Source organism: Proteus myxofaciens ATCC 19692, assembly GCF_001654855.1.
Lineage (GTDB): Bacteria > Pseudomonadota > Gammaproteobacteria > Enterobacterales > Enterobacteriaceae > Proteus > Proteus myxofaciens.
In genome coordinates this window covers 14,431-27,196 of the sequence record NZ_LXEN01000051.1, presented here as the reverse complement: position 1 = coordinate 27,196, position 12,766 = coordinate 14,431, and the positions used below count along the sequence as shown (strand labels likewise).

Below are 12,766 nucleotides of genomic sequence, written 5' to 3'. Positions count from 1 at the left end.
AAGTTATTTATCAAGACTTTCTGTTAATGCTTGTAGTATAAAAACGACAGAAGCACTACCGGGATCTTTATGACCCATACTACGTTCACCAAGATAACTCGCCCGTCCTTTTTTTGCTTGCATTGGAATGGTATCTTCAGCGCCTTTTTTAGCGGCATCTAACGCTTTGGTAACCGCTTCTTTAATAGATAACTTATCGTCATTAGCTTGTTTTAGTGCATCGAGAACAGGCCACCAAGCATCACACATCGTTTTATCACTAGGTTGTGCTTTTCCGCGACTGACAATGCCATCAACCCCATCTTTAAATACGTCATATAGTTGATTTAAATCGAGACTTTCAAGACCTGCTGCGGGTTTTGCTCCTCGAATAAAGAAAGTACCAAATAGCGGACCACTAGCACCCCCAATATTAGAAAGTAAAGTCATACCGGTATTTTTTAAAATAAAGCCAATATCTTTATTTTCAAATTCAGGTAATTTTTCAAGCACCTTTTTAAAGCCACGATTCATATTTAAACCATGGTCAGCATCACCAATTTCACGGTCCAGATCGGTAAGATAATCACTATTTTTTTCAAAAAGTTGTGCGCATTGTTGTAACCAAAGAATAACTTGAGTATTTGTTAGTGCCATTATTTTTTCCTCTTTTATTTAACCATTGCAGGAGTATTAACAGGTGCATCCCATAAGCTGAGAAGATTATCATCAACCTTTAATAACGTGATAGAAACGCCTGTCATATCAAGTGAGGTACAATAAGAGCCGATTAAGGAGCGTTCAATTTTAAGACCAAATTTTTCACAACATTCAGTGAGATGATTGTAAACACCATATAATTCAGAAAGCGGTGTTGCACCTAAATTGTTCACTAAAGCAATAACGCGATCGCCTGATTTTAACGGTTGTTTTTCTTGATGTTCATCAACCCATTCACCTGTATCACGGTCCCATCGATGAATAATGCGTTGATAATGGCCATTTTCAATTAATGTTGTAAACATAGCTTCAACAGTATCATTCAATGTACTGAATTTACGGCGATTAATACCTGGTTCACCGTGAATACCAACACCAAATTCCATTTCATTTTCTGGTAGTGTAAAAGAAGGTTTACCCGCAGCAGGTACCGTGCATGCATCAAGTGCAATACCAAGAGAAAAACCGTTATTATTAATTTTGTATCCTAGTTCAACTAACTCATCTAGCGTATCACCGCGTTCAGCTGCGGCACCCAGTAATTTCTCCATCAATACTGTATTAGCAACACCACGGCGCCCTGCTGTATATAGACTGTCTTTTACTGCAACATCGTCATCAACGAGTACAGTTGCTACTTTTACACCATCATCATGTAAAAGTTCTGTGGCAGTTTCAAAATTGAGCACGTCACCGGTGTAATTTTTGATAATCATTAAAACACCTTCACCGCTATCAATTTCTTTTGCGCAGTCATACATTTTATCGGGTGTTGGTGATGTGAAAATTTCACCAGGACAGGCACCATCTAACATACCTTTGCCAACAAAACCTGCATGCATAGGCTCATGGCCACTACCACCGCCTGATAATATAGCGACTTTATCTTTGATAGGGGCATCATGACGGGTGACATAAAAAGAGGTGGGGTGGAGTTTAATTTCAGGGTGAGCTTTAGCGAAACCTTGTAATTGTTCTGATAAAACATCATCAACACGGTTAATCAGTTTTTTCATCGTAATACTCCATATGAATTTTTAGTGTGATCTGATGACAACATCATTGCGCATCCGATCTTAAAATTCGTGATTAAAGGATGGGATAGCGTTGCAATCCTTTTTAACCAAATTAGATAATTCTATGATAATGAAACAACAAAAAAATTTTGTGAGTGACCTACGAATTATTTTTAATAATATAAAAAATATTTGCAATGCAATTAAGACGATATAAAAAAGAGAGCACAACCTGTTAAAAAATAACAGGCTATGTAATCAGACAATATGTAATCAATTTGTTTTGTTACATCGATTGTAACAATGTTAACGCCTGCTTTCTTTGTTCAGGAGAAAGATTTTTTATTACATTTAATAATAGAACATCTTTATTTTTTGCGCTTGGCATTAAGGTATGGCTAAAGGTGAGATTTAAAACAAAGGTGTGCCCACATTCAGGATCACGGCAAGCACAGTAGAGGTCAGATAACTCTTTATGTTTGCGATTACTTTTTTTAATCGTGGCTTTTTCACCACATTCAGGACAAAAAACAGTTAAGGCACGCATAGTACTTTTCTCTTTGTAATGAGTAGGTAGATAACTTTTATATTAGACTAAATTTGTATTATAACCAGTAACACCATTGTTTATTTGTATTTATATTGTTTTATTTTCCATTTTTTAGCTAAAAACAAATAATTTTGTAAGTATGAGTGAAATAATTCGGTATTATTCTGTTATAAGTACATTTCAGAACTTAACCGAACAAAGTTTCTCGCATAAAATACAAACTTTATAGATAATAGAATCACTTTACATCACAAGGATATATTCAACATATTGAATTTTTGGTCTATTTTATTTGTTTTTTGAAGTAAAAATCGATTAGAGGTGAATAATACTGATTATCGATAAGCAAGAAAGTAAGTAGAAAAAATACTGAATAATATGTTGTTTAGTGCAAAAGGATTTTGCGCATTGTTCAAAACAAAAGGAGCTTGGGTTATCTCAATAGTGGTTTTTATTCAGTAGGATCAAGGAAGTTTCATTCACAAGGATGTGAATAAGGGATAATTTTATAATAATCGGATAGATATTATGAGATAGGAGGCTCTTACAACGTTAACTAAAGAGGTATTCATGGATGAATATGAAAAGACCCTGGCATCATTAGTGATTGTTGGCGCTGCTATAGCATTAGGGAAAATGCTGGTAACAAATGAAATAATCACAATTAGGTTATTTATAGGCAGAATTATTTTAGGTTCAGCAGTTTCTGTTGTCGCGGGTGCACTATTGATTTTATGGCCTGGAATTAATTCTATTGCAGTAATGGGAATTGGCTCTGCATTGGGGATAGCGGGTTATCAATTAGTTGAAATTTGGCTAAGGAAACGAGGTAATCAGCTATTTTCCAATAAAGAAAAGGATGACGATAAATAATTTTATTATCTAATTCTTTACGATATTTTTAATAAATACAAAAGGAGTAATAAAAATTTATCTCGAATAATTAAGGAATTATATTATGTTTAACAAGTAGGTATGGCGGTATTTTCGTTCTCTATTTTGTTGAATTGCTAAGGAAAGCATCGAGATAAGATACGTTAAATATGGATGTTAATAACGTTATTGGAAGATCATGTAAATAAGGATGTTTGCATGATCTTCATTTTTACTAATAAGTCGTCCTCAAGTATCAGCATTATCAATTTATTATTGATCTTGCGTTTTAAAATTCTCTATTTTAAATTCAGAATTTATTTTTAGAGTGTTAATATAAATGATACTGAACACCTAACTTATGAATTTTATGAAAATATTATCTCTTGTATCATCTTTATTCTTCGTATCAATTTTATTAATGGGTTGTACTCATCAAACAACTCAAAATACAACTTTAGAAGGGGCAATAAATAATGATAATGCTCTGCCTTTGAAAAGACCAAAAGCGATTGTACAGCCGTTACCGGGCTATCCAGTAAAAGCCTATTTCCAAAAAATAGAAGGTTCTTTAAACATAAAATTTGATATTGATGAAAAAGGGATGACACAAAATATTAGAATAAAAGAGTCACCATTAATCGATATATTTGGTCTTGAAGTAATAAAAACAATCGAAAAATGGCGATATGAACCAGGAGAACCGGTAAAAGATCATATTGTAATAATAGAATTTAACATGCGAAAATAATAAAGAGAAAATTATGGGCGTTATATTTAAAATAGCGCTTAATTAATATTAGTCATTCAATATATAAAAACGTTTATTCTTAACAAAATAATTTGATATTGCTTTATCTATTTATCCTATTTCTTGCTATTTTTTTCTTTTAATGTTGTTTGAATTAAATGTTCAACGTAGTTATCTACTAATAATTCAATAATTTCACTGCGGGTTGTACTTTTCAGGAAAGAAAGTCTATCAATTTTACGCAACGCGGACATTTTTAATGAGAAAGAAACTGATCTTTTCTTATCTTTATCTAAATAAACGCGACTTGTTATTCCTTGTTGAAGGTGCTCTTCATTTGAAGACAATGCCTCTTTCATGCGACGTAATACTTTATTATCAAGCTGTCCTCTTTCGATCATTTGATAAGAACGAGAAGCCTTGCTGTATTTTATTTCAGCACTATAAGTCTCTCTAATTTCTTTTAAGACACGAGTTAATGTTGGCTCTGAGCACTCAAGCGCAGAAATAATTTTAATGGTAGGAACTTTGTTCCCCGGGCTTAAAAGAATTGCCAGTGTAAAAACTCTAACCTGACGAGAGCTCAATTGCATGAAAAATTACCACTTATTGTCTTGTCGTTTATATGTTAAATCAGCGAAGGGTATATTTTTAATATACTACAGGATAAAATAGAGTAAATGCTGAATTAAATATAGTATAAATTAATTATTATTATAAAAAAATAAAGATAAATTAAAAAAATATTTATTTTTATACTATTTAGTCAAAAGTTAGTAAATTTCATGGAATGATCCTTAATAAGTATTTAAGTTTCACAATATTTTATTAAGAATATCAAGTTTTATTCGTTATCGACGTTTTAACGTGTTATACACTGTTTTTGTTGATTGGGATTAATGCCATACAGTTTCGCTCTAGTGAGTATTGTTAATGCCCAATGGCGGTGTGTTGCTGGCTCACACATGGCCCCTTGTGATTTAAAAACCGCTTGTGTTGAATTTAAAATACGCAGTGCATCAGAATGTTCTGCTTGTGACACCATTAATGCTTGCTCAATTTGATAAATTTGTTTGGGATGAATGGCTGTTTTTCCTACTAACCCATTAGCAATATCAAGTTCTAGTTCCTTTTCCATCATTTGATTATCATCAATGTGCTCACAAACTGGCGCTGTTAATGCAAATTGTCGAGTACCAAATACAGCAACCAGCATTTTTATGACATATCCCATTGGACCATCATAAAGCGTAAGATGGCGGGTTCTTCTTAATGAAAGTACATTCATTAAATCATTACCACCGATACGTAATGCAATAATTTTTGCTCGACAAGGATGTTTCAATAGTGCTTCTGCAAGTGTTGTCATTTGTATAACATCAAACACTTCAGCAGTTTCAAGTGTAGGCATCATTGATAAATGAGTATTTTCAATAATTGACCACCAAGTCGGCAATGAAGCTTGTGTGAATTTAGGTAATACAAAGCCATCAATTGCCGATAAATCAAGATGTAATGTCATCCACTTTGCCATGTTAGTATGACGAGGGCGAATAAATAGTAATGGCAAATGTAAGTGCTTTGACTGTTTTTTATGCTCAGCTAAGATATTCACCAAATTTTTTAGGTTTTCTAGTGCAAAAGGCACATCGATATCACTCACTGCATCTTCTAAACAAATCACTAAAGAACGCAATCGAACAATTTTTTGATTGAGTATAATCGACGCGATATCAAGGCGAGTTGCAGGCATATAAAGTGTCGCCCCTAAGTTCCAAGGCGAAAGGCGCTCAATCATTATTCACCTTTTTAATGATAGTTACAGCGCGGTATTGACCAAGTGTTTCACCAACTTCACTCACTTCAATATTTTTTTCTTGGGCAAGATAAAGCAGTAATGCGAGAGAAGGGTCGCATCTTTTTTTGACGAGAATTTTTTCAGGTATTCGGCGTAATACAGCGCGCGTTGCTTCAGCGATACCCGGTTTTATATGATTGAGAGTCGCAACCTTATGATGATGAGCTAAATACTGTATCACCTTTTCACTACGTATTTTTAAATTAGAGTAGCGCTGTTTAAAAGAAGCATAAGGAAGATGTGCTGATATTTTTTTATCTATAAATTCACTAATAAAATCAATAAAATAACGACTGCATTCATACTGTTTTAAATGATGGCAATTTACAACACCATGAAAACCATGGTAACGCCAAATAGAACGAGAAATTAAGCCCGAAATAGGCGCGCCCATAATGCTAAAAGGAATAAGCCAATCATCATGACTTGCGCTTAACCATGCACAACCACAGGGATCAGCAAGAACGACTAAACGAGGAAAGGAGGGATATCCCACTCTTTTTGATAATGATTGAGCTAATTCGTGAGTAATAGCTCCTTTTCCAGTCCAACCATCAACAAAGACAATTCCTTTAGTACCGTGTTGCGCTTCAATCCAATCCAATGCGTTAGTATCAATACCTCTATCACGAATAATACTAACACCATAATGATAAGAGCGTATTCCCATTTTACGTAATGTCCGATGCAACATAACACCTAATGGCACACCAGCGCGTACAAGACTCACTAAAATAATGGGAGTATCACCAAAATATTGAGTAAGAGATTTTGTCAGCATGATAACTTCATCAGCAACGCGAGAAGCGCAAGTGGCTAGTGTTTTTTCAAATAAAGTTAAATGCCATGGTGTGGGCTCAGGCTCTTGGCTTAACATATCGGAGTAATGATATTGGCCTGATTGAATTAACACCTCTTTTAATGTGATGGGGGTTATCTCTATTTCGATAGGCTGAAGTAAAAAATCGATATCTTCAGCTAAATAGCTCCCTGAAAAAGGTTTATGAACTAAATCATTCATAACTCAATATCTCAACACAAGACGCTATTTTTTTGAGCGCATAAATGAGCTGATTATCAATACTAGTAATAGGCGTTTCACAACACAGAAAAATACGATCAAATTGTTGGTGAGTAACATTATAGAGAAAATTGGGTATACCAAGACCATAATTATCTGCAAAAGTAATGGCAGACTTAATTGCAAAACTCATTGAAATAGGAGAGCGTGTTGTCGCACTAAATTTCACAATCGCACCTTGCTTTTCAAGGCGCTCTGCTAATAAAAAAGGTACCCACACAAATTCACCAGTTCCTAAAACCAAGATTTTTTCACCTTTATTAGTGTGTATTAAAGGTGCTAAATCATTTGTGGAGTACCTCATTCCAAGGCGTCCCCAATTTTGTTTTCCTGTAATTGCGACGTGTCCTTTAGTGCTCACATTGATATTTAATGGTGTAGGTAATGGGGCATTTGGCGTAGCTTGCCATTGCCATTTTCCTTGAACTAACGATATAGATTTAAAAGGTAATGAGCAGCGTTTAGCTATCGCACTATCACTCCAATCAGTTAATGTGACAGTGATAACTTGCTGAATATTAATTAGCTTACCTTGGATTTGTAATGCAGAAAGTAGATTTAAAAATGTATTACCCGTTGTGGCTTCATCATCAATAAGAACAACGGTTCTTGCTTGTTTCACCCAATCTTGTTGGTTTTTCTCATTTGGAAAATACAGTAAATGATCGGTTGCATGGCTATGATTTTCTTTAAATTCGCATAATAGCGTAGCGTTATCGATAGGATGACGAGTTGAGGTTAAATAGACAGATTGTGGATAACGAGTACTCACTTCATCAAATACGCCAGCACCTAAACCAACCGCTGTTTCTGCCATACCAATAAATACCGTAGGACCTTCTAAATAAGCTGGAAATTGTTTGGCAATTTTTTGATATGTTTCACGCATTTTTCTTGGTGAGATAGGGATATGGCGACCGAGGACTTTACTAACAAATAAAAAAGCGCGCTTAGGATTGTGACGTTCTGCAATATCAAATAATTCATCGAGATATGCAACATTAGAGCAATCATGCGTGATGCTTAACGTACCACAACTCAGGTGGCGACGATAAATGGAAGAGCCAAATATCTTATTATCCATTTTAGTTTTTATCCGTTTTTATTTTTGTACAGTGCTGAATTTATCGTTAAAAAATTCGAATTGTCTTACTCAATCTCACTATCTCGTGCGTGGTACAAATATTGTAAATGACTAGGATCGTCTTTTTTATCATGAAGATCCTTTTGGTGAATGTCAATCATAATATGATCAATTAAATATTGTTTTAATACTAATAAATTAGCTTATTTATTAGTGTTTTTATTTTTATAATAATAGTTTTAATTATATAAAATTAATATATATCAATTTGTTATATTTTTATTAAGGTCGTGGTAAGAAAATATTCTTGAACAACTACTTCATCATGCTATGATTATTTTTAATATAGCATTTTTAGCATGGATAGATCAGTAGGAACACTTAACTTTTAAGGACATTATTTATGGTTTCATTAAGCAAAAATCAGACAGTTTCTCTGAGTAAACAAGCTCCCTTACTGGGCCATTTAACGTTTGGTTTAGGCTGGGATCCCATAATAAAGAAAAAAGGATTTTTAGGTTCTTTTCTTGGAAAAAGTGAAAGTGCGATTGATTTAGATGCAAGCTGTGTACTGCTTGATGCGCAAGGTCATCAAATCGATCTTATTTGGTTTCGTCAGCTAAAATCTCATTGTCAGTCTATTCTTCATTCTGGAGATAATTTAACAGGAGAAGGTGATGGCGATGATGAAACAATTGAGGTTGATTTAACCAGCTTACCAAGTCATGTTGAATACTTAGTATTTACGGTTAATAGCTTCCGTGGGCAAACGTTTAATGAGGTTGATAATGCGTTTTGTCGGGTTGTTGATACTGTAACAAATAAAGAATTGGCACGTTATAAACTTGCAGAACAAGGCTCACATACAGGGATTGTGATTGCATCTTTACAACGTAAGCAAGGATTGTGGGAATTCACAGCCTTGGGTGTACCGTGTAAAGGGCGAATTATTGATGAAATGATGCCGGATATTGTTGCGACTGTTTTACAGTAGGATAAATGACAGTAAATAATGTCTAATATATTGAATTTTAAATGTAATTTAATTAACAATATCAAACAGAATCGGTATAAGGAAAGCCACCATGAGTTTTTTCAATAAAATTAAAGAAACACTTAATTCAAGTCGTTCTGAATTAGTTAAGCAAGTTGGTCGTTTTAAAAATAAGAAGTTTATGCAAGGTACTGTTGCTGTATGCGCGCAAATTGCTATCGCAAGCGAGGGTGTCAGTAGTGAAGAAAAACAGAAAATGCTGGGTTTTTTAAAAGCTTCTGATGAACTTAAGGTTTTTGATACATCAGAAGTGATTGCATTTTTTAATAAATTGATTGCGAGTTTCGAGTTTGATACCGAAATAGGTAAAGGCGAAACAATGAAGTATATTTTGGCGATGAAAGATCAGCCAGAAGCTGCACAATTAGCTATTCGTGTTGGGATTGCTGTTGCAAAAAGTGACGGTGATTTTGATGAAAAAGAGAAAGAGGCTGTGCGCGCTATTACCATTGCATTAGGTTTTAAGCCCACAGAATTTGGTTTGTAACTCTATTTAGTATAGGGAACCGTCTAGGAATTATTATGGTATCCACACACATTGGTTTTCCAACAGAGACTGTTGTTGTTTTTGTTGCACTTGCTATAGGCGCTATTTTTATCGACTTATTTATGCATAGAGCAGATAAGCCGATAACTTTAAAAAATGCCATTTTTTGGTCAATATTCTGGGTCGTCATTGCGATGGCATTTGCCGGATTCCTCTATATTCATCATGGCACAGAAGTCGCAAGCTTATTTATCACGGGTTATGCATTAGAAAAAGTGCTATCTGTTGATAACTTGTTCGTCATGATGGCGATTTTTTCTTGGTTTTCAGTTCCTGATCGTTTCCGCCATCGTATTCTTTACTGGGGGATTATTGGTGCAATTATATTTCGAGCCATTTTCGTCGCTATCGGAACAGGATTACTCAGCTTAGGGCCTTATGTTGAAGTCATCTTTGCACTCATTGTTGCTTGGACCGCGGTTATGATGCTGAAAAGTGGTGATGATCGTGATGAAATTGAAGACTATTCACAACATCTTGCTTATCGCTTAGTTAAACGCTTCTTCCCAATATGGCCAAAAATCAGCGGACATGCTTTTTTATTAACACAAAAAGAAGTTGATGCTGAACTAGCAAAACCTGAAAACAAAGATGTCACCATTGGTCGCGGTACTAAAGCGGCTTTATATGCAACGCCTCTTATGCTGTGTGTGGCTGTAGTTGAGCTTTCTGATGTTATGTTCGCTTTTGACTCAGTGCCTGCCATTATTGCGGTAAGCCGTGAGCCACTGATTGTTTATAGCGCAATGATGTTTGCAATCTTAGGATTACGTACGCTTTATTTCGTATTAGAAGCGTTGAAACAATACCTTGTTTACCTTGAGAAAGCCGTTATTTTCTTATTATTCTTTATTGCAGCGAAATTAGGCTTAAATGCGACTGATCATATTTGGCATCACGGTTATAGCATTTCTGCAACAACAAGTTTATTTGTGGTACTTGGTGTTCTTGCGCTAGGCATCCTTGCCAGTGTTATTTTCCCTAAGAAGAAAGACGATATAAGTAATAACAGCCATTAATATGTTGAAAAATAATTTTATTTAAAAGGGTTTTGGAATGAGCGTATCTCTTATTAAAGGTGGTAATGTCTCTTTGAGTAAAACAGCACCGACAATGAAAAATGTTCTTGTTGGGCTTGGCTGGGATGCTCGTTCTACTGATGGCCAAGATTTTGATTTAGATGCCTCTGTATTTTTATTAGCCACAAATGGAAAAGTTCGCAGTGATGCTGATTTTATTTTTTACAACAATCTCAGATCAGCAGAAGGTTCAGTGATCCACACTGGCGATAACCGTACTGGTGAAGGTGAAGGTGATGATGAGACGTTAAAAATCAAGCTAGATACTATTCCAAAAGATATTGATAAAGTTATCTTTGTTGTGACTATCCATGAAGGGCAAGCGCGTCGTCAAAATTTTGGGCAAGTATCAGGTGCGTTTATTCGTTTAGTTAATGATGACAACCAAATGGAAGTCACTCGCTATGATTTAACCGAGAATGCCTCAACCGAAACCGCCATGTTATTTGGTGAGTTATATCGACATAACGGAGAATGGAAATTTCGTGCTGTCGGTCAAGGTTATGCTGGAGGTTTAGCGAGTGTTTGTGCTCAATATGGGATCAATGCTTATTAATTTTAGCCTGTAAAAACAAGCTATTAACAGCAATAAAATGTAATTATCAGTTCATTCAAAAAGTAGGAGCTTTACAATGACTGTTTCCCTCGTTAAAGGTGGTAATGTTTCGCTAACCAAAGAAGCGCCGACAATGACGGTTGCTATGATTGGTTTAGGATGGGATGCCCGCGTGACTGATGGTGCTGAATTTGATTTAGATGCATCAGTATTCATGGTAGGCGAAGATGGAAAAGTACTTTCAGACGCTAGTTTTATCTTCTTCAATAACAAACTAAGTGCATGTGGTGGTGTTGAACATCAAGGAGATAATCGTACTGGAGAAGGGGATGGTGATGATGAGCAGGTTAAAATAACGCTCTCAAAGATTCCTACTGATGTAAAAAAACTCGTATTTGCGGTGACAATTTATGAGGCAGAAAATCGCAAACAAAACTTTGGTATGGTAAGTAATAGTTTTATGCGTGTTTATAATAACGATAATGAAACTGAAATTGCGCGTTTTGATCTTTCTGAAGATGCCTCAACAGAAACAGCAATGATTTTCGGTGAGCTATACCGCCATGGTACTGAGTGGAAGTTTAAAGCTGTAGGCCAAGGATTTTCAGGTGGGCTTGCTGCATTAGCGAAACAACACGGTGTTAATATTTAAATTTTATAGCCCTCGTATATGAGGGCTATTTTTCTGTATTGCGTTTTATTCGATTATTTTTTTACCGTCAATTTAATAGGGGATTTTCTTGATTTATTTGAACCTGAATGAAAATGGCGCCAATGTGGCATTTGTGCGGCTAAGAGTAACTCATGATCACCACGAGAATCACCCCAGGCTTTCATATGATAAAGAGATAGATCGCCATAAACAGCTTCTAAACGCTTAATTTTTTCACCACAACGACAGTTATTACCGATAATTTTACCTGTTAACCTTCCATCAACCACTTCAAGTAATGTGCCAATCAGCTTTATACCCAATCTATCAGCAAAAGGTTGAAGAACCATAGCAGGAGAGGCTGAACAGATAGTAACCTCACCACCATGATTCACTTCTTCTGCAACTGCCAGCAATCCATTAGGTCGCATTAGTTTTGCCCAATAAAGTTTACAGAACTCTTCTGCTTTCTCTTTTAGCCACTTCTCATCAATATCTGTTAAAAATGTTTTTATTAAGATTTCTTTTAGCTCATCGCGAGTAAGTTTACGCCTAAAACAACGCAGTGTGGGTAATACCATTTTAATAATACGACTTGAAAATTTACGTCTACCGAAAGCAAATTTTAAAAAAGGGATAAAACTATCGCGATAGGTTAAGGTGCCATCAAAATCAAACACTGATAACGATTTTACGGTGTTTTTTGAGGTTTCAAACAGAGGTTGCATCAGAATTTAAGCTCCGTAAATGAAGAGTGCAAGATATCAATTAATCCATTATATCATTGTTACAAAAATGATATAGAGGGAATATTATGGGTCTACCGCTGTGCATTTTGGATAAATGTTAATAAAATGTATTTTAACTTTTTCATTATTAAATTGAAAAATAATTTTTTACAAAAAAATATATATTAATTAATAATAATATTTGACGGTTATTTTTATTATTCGAGTTAACAAATTA

15 protein-coding genes are annotated in these 12,766 nt (G+C 35.0%); 7 read left to right on the top strand and 8 right to left on the bottom strand.

The features are described 5' to 3' along the window. Nucleotides 1-3 precede the first annotated feature (3 nt). The 3 genes from dhaL to M983_RS06100 form a co-directional block, all read right to left on the bottom strand. Nucleotides 4-636 carry a dihydroxyacetone kinase subunit DhaL gene (gene dhaL, locus M983_RS06110; protein ID WP_066748653.1) on the bottom strand — a complete coding sequence of 211 codons (633 nt, stop codon included), beginning with the start codon at nt 634-636 and terminating at the stop codon, nt 4-6. Nucleotides 637-650: 14 nt separating this feature from the next. Beyond that, on the bottom strand, nt 651-1,715 hold the full coding sequence (gene dhaK / locus M983_RS06105; protein WP_066748650.1) for a dihydroxyacetone kinase subunit DhaK: 1,065 nt from the start codon (nt 1,713-1,715) through the stop codon (nt 651-653). Between the two features lie 286 nt (nt 1,716-2,001). Continuing rightward, nucleotides 2,002-2,262: an Ogr/Delta-like zinc finger protein gene (locus tag M983_RS06100; protein ID WP_066748647.1), complete on the bottom strand. Its 261-nt coding sequence runs from the start codon at nt 2,260-2,262 to the stop codon at nt 2,002-2,004. Between the two features lie 573 nt (nt 2,263-2,835). Here M983_RS06100 and M983_RS06095 point away from each other — a divergent pair. After that, entirely contained in the window at nt 2,836-3,138 is a 303-nt protein-coding gene (locus M983_RS06095; protein ID WP_066748645.1) for a phage holin family protein, read from the top strand. Between the two features lie 370 nt (nt 3,139-3,508). Further along, nucleotides 3,509-3,889: a TonB family protein gene (locus M983_RS06090; protein WP_066748643.1), complete on the top strand. Its 381-nt coding sequence runs from the start codon at nt 3,509-3,511 to the stop codon at nt 3,887-3,889. Nucleotides 3,890-4,005: 116 nt separating this feature from the next. Here M983_RS06090 and M983_RS06085 read toward each other — a convergent pair whose 3' ends face one another. From M983_RS06085 to M983_RS06070, 4 genes are all read right to left on the bottom strand, one after another. After that, nucleotides 4,006-4,482, bottom strand: a complete 477-nt coding sequence (locus M983_RS06085) for a tellurium resistance protein TerW (protein ID WP_066748641.1) — start codon at nt 4,480-4,482, stop codon at nt 4,006-4,008. Between the two features lie 269 nt (nt 4,483-4,751). Continuing rightward, complete coding sequence (locus M983_RS06080) at nt 4,752-5,687, bottom strand: HpcH/HpaI aldolase/citrate lyase family protein (RefSeq protein ID WP_066748638.1); 936 nt, start codon at nt 5,685-5,687, stop codon at nt 4,752-4,754. Continuing rightward, on the bottom strand, nt 5,680-6,768 hold the full coding sequence (locus tag M983_RS06075; RefSeq protein WP_066748635.1) for a cysteine protease StiP domain-containing protein: 1,089 nt from the start codon (nt 6,766-6,768) through the stop codon (nt 5,680-5,682). The genes M983_RS06080 and M983_RS06075 overlap by 8 nt, the downstream gene beginning before the upstream one ends. Continuing rightward, nucleotides 6,761-7,912, bottom strand: coding sequence for a phosphoribosyltransferase domain-containing protein (locus tag M983_RS06070; protein ID WP_066748632.1), 1,152 nt, complete (start codon nt 7,910-7,912; stop codon nt 6,761-6,763). The genes M983_RS06075 and M983_RS06070 overlap by 8 nt, the downstream gene beginning before the upstream one ends. A 403-nt stretch (nt 7,913-8,315) precedes the next feature. Between M983_RS06070 and M983_RS06065 the strand changes: the two genes are divergently transcribed. The 5 genes from M983_RS06065 (at nt 8,316) to M983_RS06045 (ending at nt 11,800) form a co-directional block, all read left to right on the top strand. Beyond that, nucleotides 8,316-8,906, top strand: a complete 591-nt coding sequence (locus tag M983_RS06065; RefSeq protein ID WP_066748622.1) for a TerD family protein — start codon at nt 8,316-8,318, stop codon at nt 8,904-8,906. A 91-nt stretch (nt 8,907-8,997) separates the two neighbouring features. Beyond that, nucleotides 8,998-9,453 (top strand): tellurite resistance TerB family protein, encoded by a 456-nt coding sequence (locus M983_RS06060; protein ID WP_066748621.1) that lies wholly within the window; start codon nt 8,998-9,000, stop codon nt 9,451-9,453. 35 nt (nt 9,454-9,488) lie between these two features. After that, entirely contained in the window at nt 9,489-10,532 is a 1,044-nt protein-coding gene (locus tag M983_RS06055) for a TerC/Alx family metal homeostasis membrane protein (protein WP_066748619.1), read from the top strand. 37 nt (nt 10,533-10,569) lie between these two features. Next, nucleotides 10,570-11,148, top strand: a complete 579-nt coding sequence (locus tag M983_RS06050; RefSeq protein WP_066748616.1) for a TerD family protein — start codon at nt 10,570-10,572, stop codon at nt 11,146-11,148. A gap of 76 nt (nt 11,149-11,224) precedes the next feature. Further along, nucleotides 11,225-11,800, top strand: coding sequence for a TerD family protein (locus tag M983_RS06045; RefSeq protein ID WP_066748613.1), 576 nt, complete (start codon nt 11,225-11,227; stop codon nt 11,798-11,800). 53 nt (nt 11,801-11,853) lie between these two features. Here M983_RS06045 and M983_RS06040 read toward each other — a convergent pair whose 3' ends face one another. Beyond that, a complete protein-coding gene (locus tag M983_RS06040; protein WP_066748610.1) occupies nt 11,854-12,528 on the bottom strand; it encodes an HAD family hydrolase in 675 nt (224 codons plus the stop codon). Between the last annotated feature and the right edge of the window lie 238 nt (nt 12,529-12,766).

Excerpts from the sequence above, each read along its gene's own strand:
- dhaL (WP_066748653.1), bottom strand. The coding sequence starts at position 636 with ATGGCACTAACAAATACTCAAGTTATTCTTTGGTTACAACAATGCGCA.
- dhaK (WP_066748650.1), bottom strand. The coding sequence starts at position 1,715 with ATGAAAAAACTGATTAACCGTGTTGATGATGTTTTATCAGAACAATTA.
- M983_RS06100 (WP_066748647.1), bottom strand. The coding sequence starts at position 2,262 with ATGCGTGCCTTAACTGTTTTTTGTCCTGAATGTGGTGAAAAAGCCACG.
- M983_RS06095 (WP_066748645.1), top strand. The coding sequence starts at position 2,836 with ATGGATGAATATGAAAAGACCCTGGCATCATTAGTGATTGTTGGCGCT.
- M983_RS06090 (WP_066748643.1), top strand. The coding sequence starts at position 3,509 with ATGAAAATATTATCTCTTGTATCATCTTTATTCTTCGTATCAATTTTA.
- M983_RS06085 (WP_066748641.1), bottom strand. The coding sequence starts at position 4,482 with ATGCAATTGAGCTCTCGTCAGGTTAGAGTTTTTACACTGGCAATTCTT.
- M983_RS06080 (WP_066748638.1), bottom strand. The coding sequence starts at position 5,687 with ATGATTGAGCGCCTTTCGCCTTGGAACTTAGGGGCGACACTTTATATG.
- M983_RS06075 (WP_066748635.1), bottom strand. The coding sequence starts at position 6,768 with ATGAATGATTTAGTTCATAAACCTTTTTCAGGGAGCTATTTAGCTGAA.
- M983_RS06070 (WP_066748632.1), bottom strand. The coding sequence starts at position 7,912 with ATGGATAATAAGATATTTGGCTCTTCCATTTATCGTCGCCACCTGAGT.
- M983_RS06065 (WP_066748622.1), top strand. The coding sequence starts at position 8,316 with ATGGTTTCATTAAGCAAAAATCAGACAGTTTCTCTGAGTAAACAAGCT.
- M983_RS06060 (WP_066748621.1), top strand. The coding sequence starts at position 8,998 with ATGAGTTTTTTCAATAAAATTAAAGAAACACTTAATTCAAGTCGTTCT.
- M983_RS06055 (WP_066748619.1), top strand. The coding sequence starts at position 9,489 with ATGGTATCCACACACATTGGTTTTCCAACAGAGACTGTTGTTGTTTTT.
- M983_RS06050 (WP_066748616.1), top strand. The coding sequence starts at position 10,570 with ATGAGCGTATCTCTTATTAAAGGTGGTAATGTCTCTTTGAGTAAAACA.
- M983_RS06045 (WP_066748613.1), top strand. The coding sequence starts at position 11,225 with ATGACTGTTTCCCTCGTTAAAGGTGGTAATGTTTCGCTAACCAAAGAA.
- M983_RS06040 (WP_066748610.1), bottom strand. The coding sequence starts at position 12,528 with ATGCAACCTCTGTTTGAAACCTCAAAAAACACCGTAAAATCGTTATCA.